This is a genomic window from Streptomyces sp. NPDC048424, from assembly GCF_040651555.1.
In the GTDB taxonomy this organism is placed as follows: Bacteria; Actinomycetota; Actinomycetes; order Streptomycetales; family Streptomycetaceae; genus Streptomyces.
Genome location: NZ_JBEZKE010000014.1, coordinates 140,927 through 159,773, shown reverse-complemented (window position 1 = coordinate 159,773; position 18,847 = coordinate 140,927). Strand labels below are relative to the sequence as shown.

Here is an 18,847-nt window from a genome sequence, read left to right as displayed (position 1 = left end):
GCTCTCGCCGCTCAGCGGGCCACCGCCAGGCAGTAGCCCTCGTCGGTGGCGAGGAGGTTGCGGTGGGTGTCCTCGGCGGTGATGACCCCGTCGTCCAGGACGAGGACTCGGTCGGCGGCGTCCAGGAGGGCCGGGCTGCCGGTGATCACCACGGTGGTGCGGCCCCGGCGCAGCTCCGCGATGTTGCGGGCGATGAGCTGTTCCGTGACCGCGTCCACGGCGGTCGTCGGATCGTGCAGGACGAGGATGTCGCTGTCGGCGGCGAGGGCGCGGGCCAGGGACAGCCGTTGGCGCTGTCCACCGGACAGGTTCGCGCCGCGGTCCCGGACCCCGTAGTCGAGCCCTTCGCGGTGGAGGGCGACGACGTCGGTCAGCATGGAGGCCTCCACCGCCTCGGGGAGCGTGCGGCTGGTGCCCGACGGGTCGATGTTCGTACGGAGGGTGCCCGCGAAGATCTCCCCCTCGTACGGGTTCACCAGCATGTGCTCGCGGACCGCCTCGATCGACAGGTCGGCGATGTCCTGCCCGCTGACCCGCACCACTCCCTCGTACGCGCCGGGCGGGACCTTGACGGCCAGGATCGAGGCGAGGTCGGCCGCGGCGCGCGGCTGGTAGACGGCGATCGCCACGAACTCCCCGGCCGGAACCTGCAACTTCAGCTCGCGCAGGGCCCCGTACCGGACGCAGTCGATCTCCAGGTCCCCACCCGGGGCCGGGCGCTCGGGCCCGGTGGCCGTCACCGGCAGTGCGGCCAGTACCAGTGCCATCCGCTCGGCCGAAGCGCGGGCCATCATCACGTACTTGGGCATGTCCGAGAACATCTTGAGCGGTTCCATGATGAACTGGGCCAGCCCGACGGCCATGACGAGTTCCCCGACGGTGATCCGGCCGTCGAAGGCCAGCCAGCCCGCCGTCAGGGTCACGGAGGCCGCGAGGACGGCGTTCAGGGCCATGGCGGTGCCCGCGTACGCGCCGTTCGCCAGGGCCACGGTGACCGCCTGGTGCTTCGCCTCCGTGCTGACCTTCCGGTAGGACCGGAACGCGGCGTGGTTGCCGCCGAAGCCGTGCAGCGGGCGCAGGCCGGTGATCAGGTCGGCGACCTTCGCGCCCGCCCGCGCCACCCGGGCCTGCTGTTCGCGGGTGCTGGAGCCGATCCGTTTGGACATCACGCTCAGGATCGACAGGATCGCGACGGTGCCCACGATCACCAGCAGGCCGAGCCGCAGGTCGGCCAGTCCCAGGGCGACCGCCGCGACCAGCACCGCGACCAGCGAACTGATCAGGAGCGGCACCACCTCGATGATGTCGGCGGTCTGGTCGGCGTCCTCGGTGGCGATGGTCAGCACCTCGCCGGACTTGAGGTCCACGTCCCTGGCCACCGGCTGGAGTCCGCAGTCCGCGACGCGCACCCGCCAGCGGTGCGCCTCGGTCGTGTTGGCCTTCTGCAGGATGCGCATGCCGAACCGCCACGACAGCGACACGGTCGTGATGATCACGGCGAGCGCGGCGATGGACGCGGCGAGCGCGCCGAGGCTGCGCTCCCCCCGCATCGTGTGCTCGACGATCAGGCCGAGCGCGATGGGGAAGGCGGTCTCACCGGCCTGGTAGAGGCCCATGAGGACGGTGCCCCAGGTCATGGCGCCGACGTTGCGGCGCAGCGCGGTGCGGAGGATGTCGGACCCCACGTGGGGCCGCTGCTTGTCAGGAGTTTTCATCGACGTGGCGGGCAATCGCTTCCGGGGTGCGCAGGGTGAACAGATCACGGATCGTGATCACTGGACCGTACTCGCGGCGGAGCAGCCCGATCAGCCGCACCGCCAGCATGGAGTGTCCTCCGAGGGACACGAAGTCGCTCACCGCGCTCACCTCGTCATCGTCCAGGTCAAGGGCCTCTGCGAAGTACTCGCACACGACGGTCTCGGTCTCCGTCTCCGGGCCGCGCTCCCCCGCCGTCGTCAGCGCGCCGAGCGGCTTCGCCTCCGGCAGCGCCTTGGTGTCGGCCTTCCCGTTCACGGTCAGGGGGATGGCGTCGACCTGTGCGTAGTGGGTCGGGCGCAGGAAGTCCGGCAGTGCGGAGCCCACTTCGGCGGCGACGGTCGCCAAGTCGCCGTCGTCCAGGACGAGGTAGGCGGCCAGCCGGTGGGCGCCGTCGACCTGCGGGTCGGGCTGGGCGACCGCGGCGGCGAACCGGACGGCCGGATGCGCGGCGAACGCGGCCTCGACCTCGCCGAGTTCGACCCGGTGGCCCCGGATCTTGACCTGCTGGTCCGTGCGGCCGAGGTACATCAGGTTCCCGTCGGGCCGCCGCAGCACGAGGTCGCCGGTGCGGTACATCCGCTCGCCGGGGGCGCCGAACGGGCAGGCGACGAACCGGTCCGCGGTCTGGCCGGGCTGGCCGAGGTAGCCGCGGGCGATGCCGATGCCCGCCACGTACAGCTCACCGGGGACCCCGTCCGGCAGCGGGCGCAGCCACGGGTCCAGTACGTACACGTCGGTGTTGTCGATGGCCACGCCGACCACCGGGTCCTGGCATTCGAAGGTGCCGACCCCGAGCGTGTTGATGGTGTACTCGGTGGGCCCGTACAGGTTGTAGCCGGCCGTCCCCCCGGTCTCGGCGAGGCGCTGCCACAGCGTCGGGGTGACGGCCTCGCCGCCCAGCAGCACCAGCGCCGGCCGCCGCGTCGGGTCGTCGAGCAGTCCCTCGGCCACCAGCTGCTGCGCGTAGGTGGGGGTCACGTTGATGACGTCGATCGCGTGCTGGAGGCAGTACTCGACCAGCCGGGGGGCGTCACGGCGCAGTTCCTCGTCGCAGATGTGCACCTCGTGGCCGTCGGCGAGCCACAGCAGCTCCTCCCACGACATGTCGAAGGCGAAGGACACGGTGTGCGCGATGCGGAAGACCCGGTGGCCGTGCTCGGCCAGCACCGGCTCGAAGATCCGGCGCTGGTGGTTGATCAGCATGTTGGTCAGCCCGGCGTACTCGGTCACCACGCCCTTCGGGCGCCCCGTCGATCCGGAGGTGTAGATCGTGTACGCGGGGTGCCGCAGGCGGTCGGGGTCGTCCGGGGCGTACGTCACGAAGGGTTCGGCCCCGGGGAGGGGCCGGTCCAGTTCGATCAGGTCGCCGGTCAGCCGGGGGGACACGGCGCTGACGGTGAGGATCACGTCGGGGCGGGCGTCCGCGACGATCGCCGCGATCCGCTCGTCCGGGTGGTCCAGCTCCAGCGGCACGTACGCGGCGCCGGTGCGCAGCACGGCGAACAGCGCCACGATCGAGTCGAGCGAGCGGGGGATCGCGAGGGCCACGGTCGTCTCGGGACCGATGCCGCGGTGGGCCAGCACGCCCGCCACCGCGCGGCTGCGGTCCCGGAGGCTGCCGAAGGTCATGGTCCGGCCGTGGGCGACGAGCGCGACCCGCTGCGGGTCACGGTCCGCCGCCCGGTCGAAGCGGTCGACGACGGTGTCCGTGCCGATGTCCGTGCGGTCGGCCGGGGCGGGTCGCGGCTCCAGGCCGGGCAGCGCGCCGACCGGGCCGGTGGAGCGGGCCAGGTCTTCGAGCACGCGCAGGTAGTCGTCGAGGAGCCGGCGGGCGGCCCGTGTGTCGTGGTCGCGGTACTCCAGCTTGACCGTGAGCCGGTCGCCGGGCGTGACGACCCAGGTGAAGGGGTAGTGCGTGGAGTCGTCGGCGCGCACCGCGGTGATGCCGTGCCGGGCGTTCATCTCGGCGAAGGCGTCCATGTCCAGGAAGTTCTGGAGCACGAACAAGTTGTCGAACAGCGTGTCGTGGCCACTGGCCCGCTGGATCTCGCCGAGCCCGAGGTGCTCGTGCTCCATCGCCGCGACCCTCGCCGCTTGTACGGCCGACAGGTACGCGCCGGCCGTGTCGCCCGGCCGGGCCCGCGTCCACATGGGCACGGTGTTGAGGAGTACGCCGACGATGTCGGACAGGCCCTCGCCCTCGCGGCCGGAGACGGTCACGCCGAACACGGCGTCACCGCGGCCGGTGCGGGCGCCCAGGAGGAGGCCGAACGCGCCGGTCAGTACGGAGTTCAGCGTGACGCCGTGCGCCCGGGCCGCCTCCCGCAGCAGTTCCGACGCCTCGGTGGAGAGCGTGTGCACGAGCGTGCGCGGCAGGTCGTCGACGAGGGCCGGTGCCGGTCCGGCGAGCAGCGTCGGGCCCGGGAGGCCTGTCAGGTGCTCCGCCCAGAAGCGTTCCGATGCGGCCGCGTCCTTGGCGTCGAGCGCCCGGGCGTACTCCTCGAAGCTCGGCGCCGCCGGGGCCGGGGGCGTCAACTCGCCCGCGAGGGCTGCCTCGTAGGCGTCGAACAGGTCCCGCAGCACGATCTCGCGGGACCAGCCGTCCCACAGCAGCAGGTGGTAGCTGAGCAGGAGGCCGTCGCGGCCGTCGGGCATCCGCACCACGGTCAGCCGGATCAACGGCGGCTCGCCCGGGTCGAATCCGGTGTCCCGGTCCCGGGCGAGCAGGGCCTCGACCTCCGTGTCCGTGGCGAGGGTGAGCGTGCGCACGCCGACCCGCCGGCCGGCGGCGAGGACCTGCACGGCGTTTCCGTCGTCGTCGGTGGTGAATCCGGCGCCCACCACCGGGTGCCTCGCGATCACCCACGCCATCGCCTCGGCCAGCGCGTCGGTGTCCAGGCGCCGGTCGAAGGTGAACCAGCTCTGCGCCACGTAGTGGCCGGCCGGGCCCGCCAGCTGGGCCTGGAAGAACAGACCCCGTTGGAGCGGGGTGACCGGGGCCGTGCGCTCGGCGGTCGTGGCCGCGTCCGCGATGCGTTCCAGGGCCCGCCGCCAGTGCCCGGTGATCTCGTCGGGTACGCCCTCGGCGAGGGTGAAGGCCGCGTGCAGGCTGCCGGTGGCCGCGTCGGTCCAGGCGTTGACCTCCACGGCGTACGGGCTGCCCTGGTCCGCACCGGTGACGTGCAGGGCCTGGGACTCGCCGCCCCGGCCGAGGTAGTTGAAAAGCACCTGCGGGCGGGCGTCCAGCAGGGGGGCGGTCTGCGGGTTGAGGTACCTGAGCTGTCCGTACCCGACGTGCGCGCGCTCGTCCGGCTGCCGCTCGGCCACTTCGCGGGCCGCCGCCACGGGGTCGGTGTGCGCGGAGAGCCGTACGGGCGCGATGGAGGTGAACCAGCCGACCGTACGGGTGTAGTCGTGGTGGGCCAGCGCCGGGACCCGGCCGTGCCGTTCCAGCTCGACGGCGAGGTCGGTGGGCGCGGGCTGTACGTGGGTGAGTGCGGTGCGCAGGGCGCCGCACAGCAGCTCGGTGAGGCCGATGCCGAGTGCGGCGGGAGCGGTACGCGTCACGAGGTCGCTGACCTCGGGCGGGAGCACGACCGTGGTCTCGCGCGGTCCCTCGACGGCGGGCAGCAGCGGGGGCGCCTGGAGCGTGGTGATCCAGTGTCCGAGGTCGTCGGTCACGTGGGCGGACCGGTACGCGAGGGCCTCCGCGTACTCGGCGTAGGAGGTGGTCGGCGGCGCCAGGGCCGTGCCGCGCAGGGCGGCGGCCAGGTCGTCGAGGAGGACCAGCCAGGACACCGAGTCGACGGCGAGGTGGTGCACGGTGACCACCAGGGTCCGGCTCGCCTCCAGCCAGGTGAACGCGATGACGTCCCCGGCCTCGGGGTCGAGCCGTCCGGCGGCCTCGTTCGCGGCAGCCGTCGCATCGGTGGCGCCGGTTGCGTCCGCTCGTACGACGGTGACCGCGCGGGCGGGTTCGGTGCGCAGGGCCCACACCCCGTGCTCGACGCGCAGCCGCAGCCGCAGGGCGGGGTGCGCCGCCACGACGGCGTCCGCGGCGCGCTGGGCGTCGGCGAAGCCGGTGCCCTCGGCCGCCACGAGCGCCCTGGCCTGGGCGAACCGGGCGAGGGAGCCGCCCAGTTCGCGCCGGCGCAGGATGATCGATGTCGGGGGCAGCGGGCCGTCCTCGCGGACGGCGGAGGCGGGTGCCGGTGCGGGTGCCTGCTCTGCGGCCCGCGGGGTGCCCGTCGCCAGGTGTTCGGCGAGGGCGCGGGGCGTCTTGAGCAGGAACACGTCCCGTGGGGCGATCGCGAGGCCGAGCGCCCGGGCCCGGTTGACCACGGTGATGGCGAGGATGCTGTCGCCCCCGGCCCGGAAGAAGTCGCAGTCACCGTCCACGGCGACACCGGGCAGCGTGTCGGTGAAGATGCCGACCAGCGCGGCGAGCGCCGAGCCCGACGCGGCCACCGGGGTGTCGTCGTGGTGTGCGGCCCGCTCGGCCAGGGCCTTGCGGTCCAGTTTGCCGTTGACCGTCAGCGGCAGGGCGTCGACCGGGAGGACCAGGCCGGGCACCATGTGCGCGGGCAGCTTCGCGGCCAGCAGGCGGGTGAGGGCGGTGGCGTCGCCCGGAACCCGGCCCACGAGGTGCGCCACGAGGTGGTCGCCGCTGTCGGCCACGGTCACGGCGACGTCGACCACGCCGTCGAGCTCTCTGATCGCGGACTCCACCTCGCCGAGCTCGATGCGGAAGCCCTTGAGCTGCACCTGGTCGTCGGCGCGGCCGGTGAACTCCAGCTCTCCGTCGAGGGTGCGGCGGGCGAGGTCGCCCGTGTGGTACATGCGGGAGCCGCCGCCCGCGAACGGGTCCGCCACGAACCGGGCCGCGGTGAGTCCCGGCCGGCCCAGGTAGCCGAGCGACACCTGGTCGCCGGCCACGTAGATGGCACCCACCCGGCCCGGCGGCACGGGCCGGAGGCGGTCGTCGAGCAGGTGGGTGACGAGGCCCGGGATCGGGGCGCCGATCGGGCTGGCCTCGTCGCCGTGGCCGAAGTCCCCGTCGGTCAGGACCCGGTGGGTGACGTGGACGGTGGTCTCGGTGATGCCGTACATGTTGACCAGCTCGGGCGTGGCGGTGCCGTGCCGCTCGACCCAGCCGCGCAGCCGGCCGAGGTCGAGTGCCTCGCCCCCGAAGACGATCCGGCGCAGTGCGGGGAGCGGCTCGCCGGCCTGCCGGTCGGCCTCGATGAACTGGTGGAAGGCCGAGGGGGTCTGGTTGAGCACGGTCACGGCGCGCTCGCGCACCAGCCGGTGGAAGTCCACCGGGGAGCGGGTCAGCCCGTAGTCGGGCACCAGCAGTTCGGCGCCGTGCGCGAGCGCGCCCCACAGCTCCCAGACCGCGAAGTCGAAGGAGTACGAGTGGAACTGGACCCATACGTCGTGCGGGCCGAAGTCCATGTCGGGCCGGGTGTTCGCGAGCAGGGTCACCACGCTGGAGTGCGGGACGACGACCCCCTTCGGCCTGCCGGTCGATCCGGACGTGTAGATCACGTACGCGGGATCGCGCCAGTCGACCTCGGCCGCGGGCGGGGTGGCGTCCTGCGGCGCCTCGTCCCCCTGGACGAGCACGAGGGCCGGCACGCCCGCCCGGTCCAGCAACCGTGCGAAGCGGTCGCGCTGTTCGCGCTCCACGAGCACGACCTGCGGTGCGGCGTCGGTGAGGACGTACTCCAGCCGTTCGTCCGGATAGGCGAGGTCGAGGGGCACGTACGCGCCGCCCGCGGTGACGATGGCGACCAGGGCGACGACCTGCTCCAGGGAGCGGGGCACGGCGACGGCGACCCGTTCGCCGGGACCGACGCCGGCCGCGCGCAGGACCGAGGCCAACTCGTCCTTGGCTGCGGCCAGTTCGCCGTAGGTCAGGGAGCGGACGCCGCCGTCGAGGGCGCACTGGGTGACGGCGACCCTGGCCGGGTCCCGGTGCGCGGCGGCGTCGAAGAGCGCGCCCAAGGTCGTCGGGCTGATCTGCTGCGGGCGCCGGGCGTCCTCGGCCGTCAGGTCGTCGACCAGGGCGTCCGGGCGGGTGAGCAGACCGGTGAGGGTGCGGGTGAAGGTCCGCAGGATCGCCCGGGCGCCGGCCTCCCGCAGCAGCGCGCCGTCGTAGATGAGGTTGAAGCGTGGTCGGCCGTCGAGGGCGCGTTCCACCACGAGCGTCAACGGGTAGTGCGGGGCCCCTTCGTTGACGATGCCGGTGACGGCCAGGGTGTCCTCGGTTCCCCGCAGACCTGCCACATCGGTCGCGACGTCGAAGACGACCAGCGTGTCGAAGAGCGGTCCGGCGCCGGCCTGCCGGCCGGTGCGCGCCAGCGAGACGTGCTGGTGCGGCAGCACCGCGCTCTGATGCTCCCGTACCGACCCGAGCAGCTCGTGTGCCGTGGTGTGCGCGGCCCACCGGGCGCGCACGGGAATGGTGTTGATGAACAGGCCCACCATGTCCGCGATGCCGGGCACGTCGGCGTCCCGCCCGGACACCGTGGAGCCGAACACGACGTCCCTGCCGTACGGGTGCGCGCCGTGCGGGTCCGTGCCGTGCAGGACGCCGCCCAGCGTCACCGCCCAGGCGCTGTGCACCGCCACGCTCAGCGGTACACCGGCCGACCGGACGGCCTCGTCGATGTCGCCCTCGGGCTCCACGGCCGTGTCGGCGAACCGGTCGGACGGCGTGTGCCCCTCGGCGACGAGCGAAGGGCCGGGGAGCTCGGCGAGCTGCTCGCGCCACACCCGGTCGCTCTCGTCCTCGTCGCGTTCGGCGAGCCAGTGCACGTAGTCGGCGAAGCCGCCGAGCGGGTACACGGTGCCGGGTGCGTGGTACTCGGCCAGCAGGGCGCGGAGCATCGGCGGCACCGACCAGCCGTCGGCGATGATGTGGTGCACGGTCTGCACCAGGACGGTGCGGCCGGCGCCCGCGCGGATGAGCGTGTATTGCATCAGCGGGCCGGTGGCCAGGTCGAAGCCCGTGCGGCGGTCCTGCTCGGCGAGGTCGCGGATCTCCTCGTCGGTGATGCCGGGGCGGTCCAGCGTGGTGAACGGGGCCCGCACACCGCCTTCCAGTACGGAGACGACCCGGCCGTCGGCGAGGGCCGTGAACCGCGCGGCCAGGTTGGGGAAGAGCGTGAGCAGGCGGGTGGCCGCCGCCGCGAGCCGGGCGGGGTCCACCTCCCCCTCCAGCGTCAGCAGCTGCTGTTCGACGTAGCTGCCCGCGGAGTCGTCGTCGAAGACCGAGTGGAAGTACAGGCCCTCCTGGAGCGGGGTCAACGGCAGGACGTCCCGCAGCGACGGGCCGTCCAGGTCGTCGACGTCGGCCTGGGTGAGCTCCACCAGGGCGAAGTCACTGGGAGAGTGGCCGCCCTGGTCGAGTGCGGCCAGCCCTTCCAGGGCCTCGCGGAAGTACCGTCCGATGGTGGCGATGTCCTCGTCGGTGAACATCCCGTCGGGCCAGGAGATGGTGGTGGCCAGCTCGTACGCGCCGGCTGCCGGGGCGGGTTCGGCGATCGCGTTGAACTCCAGGGCGCGCGGCAGGCGCATCCGCGGATCGCGCCGCTCCCCCAACTGGCCGGTGCTTCCCGCGAGTTCCCAGTCCCCGGAGGCTCCGGCGTCGAAGCGGCCCAGGTAGTTGAACAGCACCTGGGGTGCGGGCGTGTCGGACCCGGCGCCGCCGCTCAGGTACCGCAGGACTCCGTAGGAGAGGCCGTTGCCCGGTACCCGGGCGAGGTCTTCCTTGACCGACTTGAGGGCGGCGGCCAGGTACGCGGGTGCGGTGAGGTCGGCCGCCGGTCCGGGGTCGACGGTCACCGGGAAGAGGGTGGTGAACCAGCCCACGGTGCGCGAGAGTTCGGGTTCGAATCCGGCGGCCGGCGCCACGAGGTGCCCTTCGCGGCCGTGGCCCTCCAGTTCGATGTGCGCGAACGTCTGGTCCTGCCCGAGGTCGCGGCGCCACCGGGCGAGGGTGACGGCGAGCGCGGTGAGCAGTACGTCGTTGACGCCCGCGTGGAACAGGGCGGGGATCTCGCCCAGCAGGGCGGCGGTGACCTCGGGGCCGACCGAGACGGTCGTCACCCGCTCCCGCTCGACGGTGTCGCTCTCGGCCGGCGCGCGCCTGCCCACCGGCGCGTCGGGCCCCGGCAGGGGGCGCCGGTAGTGGGCACGGTCGGCGTCGAACGCCGTGCGCTCCAGTAACTGCGTCCAGCGCCGGAACGACGTGCCCACCGGGGGCAGTTCGACGGGCGCGCCCGTGGCGCAGCGCTGCCATGCCGTGGCGAGGTCCTCCCGCAGGATCCGCCAGGACACGCCGTCGATCACCACGTGGTGGACGACCACGACCAGCTGTCGTGCCGCGCGGCGCCAGACGGCCCGCAGCATCACGCCGCTGTCCGGGTCCAGCCCGGCGGTGGCGAGGGCGACGCACGCGTCGAGCGGCAGGTCGTCCCTCTCCTGCCACCCCGCCGCGTCCCCGTCGGCCTCCGGGATGTCGAAGCTCCAGTCGTCGCGCAGCAGCCTGGCGCGCAGCATGTCGTGCCGTGCGAGGAGGGCGGTGAGGATCTCGTCGAGGGCGTCGGCGGTCAGGTCGGCCGGGGTGTTCAGCACCACTGACTGGACGAAGCCGTCGATGGCGTCGGTGGTCTCGCCGAGCCACCGCACGACGGGCGATCCGGCGACGGCACCGGTCGCGACGTCGCCGTGGTCCACCGCGGCCGCGCCCTCGCGGCTCGCCACCGCCGCCAGCGCGCCGATGACGCTGTTGGTGAAGATCTGCCGGGGTGTGACGTGTAGGCCCACGGTGCGCAGCGCGCTCAGCAGGGAGATGGCCAGGAGGCTGTCTCCGCCGAGCTGGAAGAAGTCCTGGTCGACACCGACCCCGTCCAGTCGCAGCAGCGCCGCGACCGCCTCGCACACCAGGCGTTCGTTCTCGGTGGCCGGCGCGGCGAGCGGGCCCGTCCCGAGGTCGGGTTCCGGCAGCGCGCCGCGGTCGAGCTTGCCGTTCGCGGTGAGCGGGAACTCCTTCATCACGACGATGTGGGTGGGCACCATGTACTCCACCATGTGCCCGGCGGCCCATGCCTTGACCTCGTCCGCCCGCAGGTCCTCGCTGCCGGCGGCCGGGATCACGTACCCGACGAGGTAGGTGCCGCCGGCGGCGTTCTTCTTCGCGAGGACGCAGGTGTGGCGCACGTCGGGGTGTTCCGCGAGGCCGACCTCGACGTCCTCGATCTCCAGGCGCATGCCGCGGATCTTGATCTGGTTGTCGGCGCGGCCGAGGAAGTCCAGCGATCCGTCCGGGGCGAACCGTGCGAGGTCACCGGTCCGGTAGAGCCGGGACCCGTCCGCGGCGAAGGGGTTGGCGACGAAGCGGGAGGCGGTCAGGCCGGGCGCGCCCACGTATCCGCGCCCCAGGAGGAACCCTCCGACGTACAGTTCGCCGCCGACCCCGACCGGGACCGGGCGCAGTTCTTCGTCCAGGACGTACAGCTGGGTGTTGGGGTTGGCCTTGCCGATCGACGTCGACAGGCGCTCCGCGGCGCCCCGGTAGATGACGTGCGAGACGCCGATCGTCGTCTCGGCCGGGCCGTAGCCGTGGTACATGGGTATGTCGAGGCGGGTGCGGAACCGTTCGTACAGCTCCGGGGTCAGCACCTCGCCGCCGCACCACACGTGCCGCAGGCTGTCGAGCCGTCCGGAGTCGCCGGCGATCTCCAGCAGCACGTCCAGCATGGACGACACCAGGTAGGTGAAGGTGACGCGTTGCTCGGCGATCACGCCGAGGAGGTGGTGCGGGTCGCGTTCGCCGCCGGGGCGCAGGACCACCAGCCGGCCGCCGGACACCAGCGGCAGGAAGATCTCGTTGATGGAGATGTCGAAGGACAGCGGCGCCTTGAACAGCGAGGCGTCGTCGTGGCCGAAGTGCAGGATCTCGTCGACCTGCCACAGCAGGCGCTCGCTGATCGCTTCGTGCCGGATCATCGCGCCCTTGGGCCGGCCGGTCGAACCGGACGTGAAGATGACGTAGGCGAGTGCGTTGCCGGGGACGGTGATCCCGGTCCCGTCCGCGGGGTGGGATCCGTACCGCCATTCGCCGAGGTCGACGGGCACGGCCGGTGGTTCGCCGGGGTCGTGCTCGCCCGGGCCGGCCAGCTGCAGGACGACGCGGGCGTCGTCGATGACGACGGCGCGGCGCGCGGCGGGCCACTGCGGGTCGAGGGGGACGAAGGCGGCGCCCGCCTGGAGCACGGCGAGCAGTCCGATCACCATGTCGGCGGAGCGGCTCAGGGAGATGCCGACGACCTGCTCGGCGGTGATGCCGGCTTCGATCAGGTGGTGGGCCAACTGGCTGGATAGTTCGGCTGCTTGACGGTACGTCAGCGAGCGGTGCTCGTCGACGACGGCGACGGCGTCCGGCCTGGTCCGGGCCTGCTCGCGGAACATCTCCACGATGGTCGGGCGGATCCGGTCCGCCCCGGTGTCGTTCCACTCGGCGAGGCTCGCGAGCCGCGCCGCCGCACTGGAGGGGGCGATGCTGCCGAGGGAGCGGTCGGGGAAGTCGGCCAGGTCGTCCAGCGCGAGCTGTGCGTCGGCCGCCGCGACGCCTTCGGGGACGGCGATGCTCCGGCCGTCCTCGCCGTCCTCGCCGTCCTCGCCGTCCTCGCCGTCCTCGCCGACCTCCCAGCCGGGCGCCCCGGCACCGCCGTTGGCGGCCCAGCCGAGGACGTCGGCGAAGAGGGTGCCGGGGGTGAGTTCCATGCCGTCCGGGCTGCTGCCCGTCGCCCAGTACGCCAGCCCGATGGCGCACGCGTGGGCGATGGTCCGGTCGCAGTGGTCGCCCGTTCGCCGGCGCACGCCGGCCAGGCGCGTGGGAGAAAGCCGCACGAGACGAGCGGTCGGTTCCGTCATCGAAGACTCAACGCCCCTTCACAGTCCGTATGTCGGCCCACCCGGATCGGGGTGGGCTAGCTGCCCTCGCGCCAGGCCCGCCACAGGCGCGCGTACCGGCCGCCCAGAGCCACCAGCTCTTCGTGAGTGCCGTGCTCGACGACGCGTCCCGCGTCGAGCACGGCGATCCGGTCCGCTGCCATCGCCTGCGTCAGCCGGTGCGCCACGAACAGCGTGGTCCGGCCCGCGCACGCGGCGAGCACCGCCCGTTCCAGCTCGGCCGCGCCCTCGCTGCCCGCTTCCGCCGTGGACTCGTCGAGCACCACCACCGGGGACCGGCCCAGCACCAGCCGGGCCAGGGCGATCTGGGCGACCTTGGTGACGTCCAGGCGCTCGCCGCCCTCGCCGACCAGGGTGTTCAGTCCGGCGGGCAGCGCGTCGACCCATCCGTCGGCGCCGACGGTGCGCAGCGCGTCCGTCAGCTCGGCGTCGGTCGCCGCCGGCGCGGCCAGCCGCAGGTCGTCGGCGAGCGGGCCGGAGAACACGTGCGTCTCCTGCGTCAGGATGCTCACCAGGGCCCGCGCCCCGGCCTCGTCCAGACCGGCGAGGTCGGTCGGCCCGATGCGCACCGACCCGGCCTGCGGGGTCCCGATGCCCGCGATCAGTGCGGCCAGGGTCGACTTGCCGGCGCCCGTCGCCCCCACCAGCGCGAGCGAACCGCCCGCCGGGATCATCAGGTCGACGTCCCGGAGGACCGGCTCCTCGGTGTCGGGGTAGCTGAAGGTGAGTGCCTCCACCCGGACGGGGTACGGGGCGTCGACCGCCGGTGCGACGCCCGGGGCGCCGACCAGCCGGTCCTCCGCGTCCTCCCCCAGCACCCCGACCAGCCGGGTCAGGCTCGCGCCCGACTTCTGCGCCTCGTCGAAGGTGAACATGATGGAGCCCAGCGGGGTGAACAGCCGGTGGAACAGCAGCGGGGCCGCGGACACCTCGCCCAGGCTGGCGGCATCGGCCTCCAGCAGGGCGTACCCGACCACGATGATCAGGACCAGTCCGATGAACTCGGCGCGGTTCTCCCGGCCGACGAACCGGCCGAAGAGCCGGAACACCTCGATGCCGAGTTCGCGCACCCGCCACGACTCGCTGGTGACCTTCTCGCGGACGGCTCCCTCCAGGCGGTACGCCCGGACCGTGTCGATCCCGTTGAGCCCGCTGATCAGGGCCTGTGCGCGGTCGGCCTGCACCGCGCGCTGCCTGCGGTAGAGCGGGGCGGACCGGGGCAGGTACCAGCGCAGGGCCAGCGCGTACGCGGGCAGGGCGCCGGCGCCCGCCAGGCCGAGCCGCCAGTCCAGGCCGAACATGCCGAGCGTGGCGATGACCACCAGCACGCCCGCCGAGAACACCGTGGGGACGGCCGTGCGGATGCCCCGGGACAGTACGGCGACGTCGTCGCCGACCCTGGACAGCACGTCTCCCCGGCCGACCTGCTCGATGCGGGCGCTCGGCATCCCCAGCACCGCCCGTACGGCGCCTTCGCGCAGCCGGGCGAGCAGATCGGCGCCCAGCCGCCCGACCAGGTAGGTCGACAGGGCGGTGGCCGCCGCGCCGAGCAGCGCGGCGGCGACCATCAGCACTCCCGTCGTGACCAGGATGGAGCGGGATGCGCCCTCGACCACCCCGTCCACGACCCGTCCGAGCAGCAGCAGCGGGAGTACCTGGAGCGCCGCCCCGGCCACCGTGGTGAGTACGGTGGCGCCCGTCAGCCAGGGCACTTCGCGGCAGTGCGCGGTGACCCAGCGGGTGGCCTCGCGTCCGGTCGTCGTGCGCAGGGTCGACGGGGCGACGCGGGTATCGGTGGTGCTCACACCTGGCCGACCGACTTGACGAGTTCGTCGATGGCGTACGGCAGGGAGAGCAGGGTGCCCTGGGACATGGCCGCGCCGACGGCCGGGCCCTCGCTGTCCAGCAGGTACGACACCTTGCCGTTCTTGACCGCGGCCAGGTTGGCGAAGAGCTCGAACTTCTTGAGCGCCTCCGTGTCGGCCTTGTCGTTGATGACGAAGATGCGGTCGACGTCGATGAGGTCCATGCGCTCGGGGGAGAGCGTGGTGAAGAACTTGCCGTCGGCGATCTTGTCGATCTCGGTCTGGTACGTGAAGCCGGTGCCCGTCACCAGGCGTCCGCGGACGTCGGTGGAGGTGAAGGGGGCCGCCGAGTCCTTGTACCAGGACAGCGCGACGGCCTTCTGGTTCGCGAACTCGGGGTGTGCCTTCTTGGCCGCGTCGAGCTTGTCCTGGATGCCCTTCACCAGCTCGGTGCCCTTGGACTCCTGGCCGAGCGCCTTGGCGATGTGGACGGCGTTGTCCTGCCAGGGGGCGCTGAACGGCTCCTTCTCGGCCTTGGTGCGGCCCACCGTCGGGGCGATCTTGGAGAGCTTGTCGTAGGCGGCCTGGTCGATCTCGGAGTAGACCGCGATGATCAGGTCCGGCCGGAGCGCGGCGATCTTCTCGTAGTTCGGGCCGGTGTCGCCGTTGTTCATGACGACCTCGGGGCGGGTGTCGCCCCACTTGTCCTTCACCCAGGGCCACTGGGTGTTGATGTCGGGGCTCGTGCCCGGCGGGTTCGGGTACTGGTCGACCATGCCGACCGGCTTGATGCCGAACGCCAGGATGGCCTGGTCGTCGGTGTAGCCGACGGAGACGACCCGCCGGGGGGCCTTGGCGACCTTCGTGGATCCGAACGCGTGCTCCACGGTGACCGGGAAGGTGCCGGCCGCGGCGGCCGGGGCGTCGTCGCCCTTCTTGTCAGCCGGGTCCTTCGAGTCGGAACCGCAGCCGGCCAGGAGGCCGACACCGAGGGCCGCGGCGGAGAGTACCGCCGTCAGCCGGCCCCAGGAGTTGGTACGAGTCGTTCGCTGGAGAAGCATCCGCAATCCCTTGCTTTCGTGCCGTCCACTGCACCCCCGCCCGAGGGCAGGCAAACCGTATCGTGCTCAAGTGAGGCTAGCCTAGCCTTACTTGACCCGGAATTATGTCCAATCTAGTCGAGTCGGCCGGGCTGTACGTGGGTGCGGCCGATCGGCACGATGAGCGGCCGGTCCCCCACCGGATCCTCGATCACCTTGGCGCGCAGCCCGAAGGCCTCGTGCAGCAACTCGGCGGTGATCACGTCCCGTGGGTGCCCCTGCGCCAGGATCGACCCGGCCCTCATCACGATGAGGTTGTCGCTGTAGCGCGTGGCCAGGTTGAGGTCGTGCAGCACCATGACCACGGTGCATCCCGACTCGTGCAGGTCGTCCACCAGGTCCAGTACGTCGATCGCGTGCGCCAGGTCCAGGAAGGTGGTCGGCTCGTCCAGCAGCAGCAGGTCGGTGCCCTGGGCCAGCGTCATCGAGATCCAGACGCGCTGGCGCTGGCCGCCGGACAGCGCGTCCACCGGCCGGTCCGCCAGGTCGGACACCCCGGTCATGGCCAGCGCCCGCTCCACGACGGCGGCGTCGTCCGACGACCACTGGCGCAGCCAGCTCTGGTGCGGATGCCGCCCCCTGGCGACCAGGTCGGCCACCGTGAGCCCCTCCGGCGCGACCGGCGCCTGCGGCAGCAGGCCGAGTTTCTTCGCCACGTCCCGGGTCCTGAGCGTGGCGATGTCCTCCCCGTCCAGGACGACCGAGCCCTTCGTCGGCTTGAGCAGCCGCGAGAGGGTCCGCAGCAGGGTCGACTTGCCACAGCCGTTGGAGCCGATGATCGTGGAGATCACCCCGGGCGGGATCGCCACGTGGAGGTCGTCGATGACGCTCCGGCCGCCGTACCCGACCGTGACCCCCCTGGCCGCCAGCCGTGCGGTCTCCTGACCCCCGGACGCGATCCCGGTGATGTGCGATACGGCCACAGCTCCCCCTGAACTAGACGTGCCTGCATACGGGTCGTACGAGTCGGTCAACGGAGGTTCGCCCGCACCAGGAGGTAGACCAGGAAGGGCCCGCCGACCGCGGCGGTGATCACGCCGACCGGAAGGGTGATCGGCAGGGCCGTACGCGCGAGCAGGTCGGCGCCGGTCAGCAGCAGGGCCCCGACGATGCCGGAGGCCACCATCGGCGGTGTCGGGCACCTCAGCAGACGCATCGCCACCTGCGGCGCGACCAGGGCGACGAACGGGACCGGGCCCGCCGCGCTCACCGCCACGCCGGCCAGCAGGACCGCGCACAGCAGCAGGACCGCCCGGACGGCCGAGTACCGCACGCCCAGGCCCGCGGCCACCTCGTCGCCGAGGTGCATCGGTTTGAACTGGAACGCGGCGCACGCCACGACGACCATCAGCACGAGCGTGCACCAGAGCGCCACCCGGATGTCGTCCCACGAGCGGTTGTCCAGCGAGCCGATCAGCCATGCCTGGGCCCGGGCCACGTCCCTGATGTCGGCCCGGACCAGCAGCCAGGTCGTGACGGCCTCCATCACGGCGCTCACCGAGATGCCGATGAGGATGAGCCGGAAGCCGTCGATCCCGCGCCGCCAGGCCAGGAAGTACACGAGGAGCCCCGTACCGAGACCGCCCGCGAGCGCCGCGCCCGACAGGCCGACCGAGCTGACGACCGCCGCGGCGGTCCCGCCCGACACCGTCACCATGAACACCGCGACCGCGCCGGCGCCCCCGGTGATCCCCAGGATGTCGGGGCTGGCCAGCGGGTTGCGCGCGATCGACTGGGTGATCGCCCCGGACACCCCCAGCGCGATGCCCACGACGCACCCGGCCAGGGCCCGCGGCATGCGCAGGTCCATGATCACGAACTCGTCGACCTGCTCGCCCCGCCCGAGGATCGTGGCGATCACCTGGGGCAGACCGATGGGGAACTCCCCGACGCCGATGGACAGACAGAACACCAGGAACGTCGCCGCCGCCAGCAGCAGGGTGACGCAGACCATCCACGGTCGCCAGACGAACGACACCCGGCCGAGCCGGACGCCCGGCGCCACCGACGCCTTCACGACCTCCACCGCTTCCACTTCCACGTCCGCCCCGTTCACGCGCTCTTGAACTTTCCGCGCCACACCAGGACCGCGAAGAACGGGGCCCCGAGCAGGGCCACCACGACACCGGCGTCCAGCTCGCCCGGCCGCACCAGCAACCGCCCCGCGATGTCGCAGACCAGGAGGACGATGGCGCCGAGCAGGCCCGCGTACGGCACCAGCCAGCGGTAGTCCGGACCGGTCAGGTACCGGGCCACGTGGGCCACCATGAGGCCGAGGAAGGCGATGGGCCCGCAGGCCGCCGTCGCCGCTCCCGCCAGCAGGGTGATGGCGACGATGCCGACGGCCCGGGTCAGCGCGATGTTGACGCCGAGTCCGCGCGCCACGTCGTCGCCGAGGTTGAGCAGGTTGACGGCGGGCAGGGTGGTCAGCGCCAGCACCAGCCCGACGGCGACGAACGCGGTCACCGGCCAGATGACGCCGAATCCGACTCCGGCCACGGAGCCCGCGTTCCAGAAGCGCAGCGCGTTCAGCGAAGCCTTGTCCGACAGGGCGACCGCGGTGGTCATGGCGGCCAGGAACACCGTGATCCCCTGCCCGGCCAGGGCGAGTGTCAGCGGATTGCCGGCCCCCCGGCCGATGCTCGCCAGCCCGAACACGACGACACCGGCGACCGCCGCCCCCAGGAAGGCGAACCAGACGTACTGGAACGGGCCGGCGAAGCCGAACACGGCGATCACCGTCACCACGGCGAAGGAGGCGCCCGAGTTCACCCCGAGCAGACCCGTGTCCGCGATCGGGTTGCGCGTGTACCCCTGGATCAGCGCCCCGCCGACTCCCAGGGCCACGCCCGCCACGACCGCGAGGACCGTCCGGGGCACTCGTACGGTCTGCACGATGAGTCTGATCTCGGTGAGCCGCCGGTCCGGGTCCGGCGCCGCCGTCAGCCCCTGCCACACATCGGCCGGGCTCAGCGCGCGGGCACCGACGGCCAACGAGACCACCACGGCGGCCAGGAGGATCAACAGAAGCGTCAACGAGCCCACAACGCGGCGCCCGCGGGCCTCCGTTGCACCCTTGGGCGCGGGACGCTCCACTGTAGTCGTGCCCATGTTGCTGTACGTCATCCCTTCGCTCCACCGGCGAAACGTCGTCGGTGGCACGCGCCACCAGGCGTCACGTGTGCGGACCGGACCGGCCCGTGA

General features: G+C 72.7%; 7 protein-coding genes. All 7 read right to left on the bottom strand.

Annotated features, from left to right (window positions below; translation table 11 throughout):
* Positions 1–11: 11 nt before the first annotated feature.
* The 7 genes from AB0D29_RS21445 to AB0D29_RS21415 all read right to left on the bottom strand — a co-directional run bounded on the left by AB0D29_RS21445 (position 12) and on the right by AB0D29_RS21415 (position 18,754).
* A complete protein-coding gene (locus AB0D29_RS21445) occupies positions 12–1,715 on the bottom strand; it encodes an ABC transporter ATP-binding protein (RefSeq protein ID WP_362856237.1) in 1,704 nt (567 codons plus the stop codon).
* Positions 1,702–12,699, bottom strand: coding sequence for an amino acid adenylation domain-containing protein (locus AB0D29_RS21440; protein ID WP_362856235.1), 10,998 nt, complete (start codon positions 12,697–12,699; stop codon positions 1,702–1,704). Before AB0D29_RS21440 ends, AB0D29_RS21445 begins: the two co-directional genes overlap by 14 nt.
* A 56-nt stretch (positions 12,700–12,755) precedes the next feature.
* Entirely contained in the window at positions 12,756–14,543 is a 1,788-nt protein-coding gene (locus AB0D29_RS21435; RefSeq protein ID WP_362856233.1) for an ABC transporter ATP-binding protein, read from the bottom strand.
* Positions 14,540–15,604, bottom strand: coding sequence for an iron-siderophore ABC transporter substrate-binding protein (locus AB0D29_RS21430; protein WP_362856231.1), 1,065 nt, complete (start codon positions 15,602–15,604; stop codon positions 14,540–14,542). The genes AB0D29_RS21435 and AB0D29_RS21430 overlap by 4 nt, the downstream gene beginning before the upstream one ends.
* Positions 15,605–15,717: 113 nt before the next feature.
* Positions 15,718–16,566, bottom strand: a complete 849-nt coding sequence (locus AB0D29_RS21425; protein WP_362798593.1) for an ABC transporter ATP-binding protein — start codon at positions 16,564–16,566, stop codon at positions 15,718–15,720.
* A 47-nt stretch (positions 16,567–16,613) separates the two neighbouring features.
* The gene (locus AB0D29_RS21420) at positions 16,614–17,723 is read right to left on the bottom strand and encodes an iron chelate uptake ABC transporter family permease subunit (protein WP_362856229.1); all 1,110 of its coding nucleotides are present in this window, start codon (positions 17,721–17,723) and stop codon (positions 16,614–16,616) included.
* Complete coding sequence (locus tag AB0D29_RS21415; RefSeq protein ID WP_362856352.1) at positions 17,696–18,754, bottom strand: iron ABC transporter permease; 1,059 nt, start codon at positions 18,752–18,754, stop codon at positions 17,696–17,698. The genes AB0D29_RS21420 and AB0D29_RS21415 overlap by 28 nt, the downstream gene beginning before the upstream one ends.
* Between the last annotated feature and the right edge of the window lie 93 nt (positions 18,755–18,847).

Bases quoted from the DNA above. Each gene is read 5' to 3' on its own strand.
- AB0D29_RS21445 (WP_362856237.1), bottom strand. From the start codon at position 1,715: ATGAAAACTCCTGACAAGCAGCGGCCCCACGTGGGGTCCGACATCCTC.
- AB0D29_RS21430 (WP_362856231.1), bottom strand. From the start codon at position 15,604: ATGCTTCTCCAGCGAACGACTCGTACCAACTCCTGGGGCCGGCTGACG.
- AB0D29_RS21415 (WP_362856352.1), bottom strand. From the start codon at position 18,754: ATGGGCACGACTACAGTGGAGCGTCCCGCGCCCAAGGGTGCAACGGAG.
- AB0D29_RS21440 (WP_362856235.1), bottom strand. From the start codon at position 12,699: ATGACGGAACCGACCGCTCGTCTCGTGCGGCTTTCTCCCACGCGCCTG.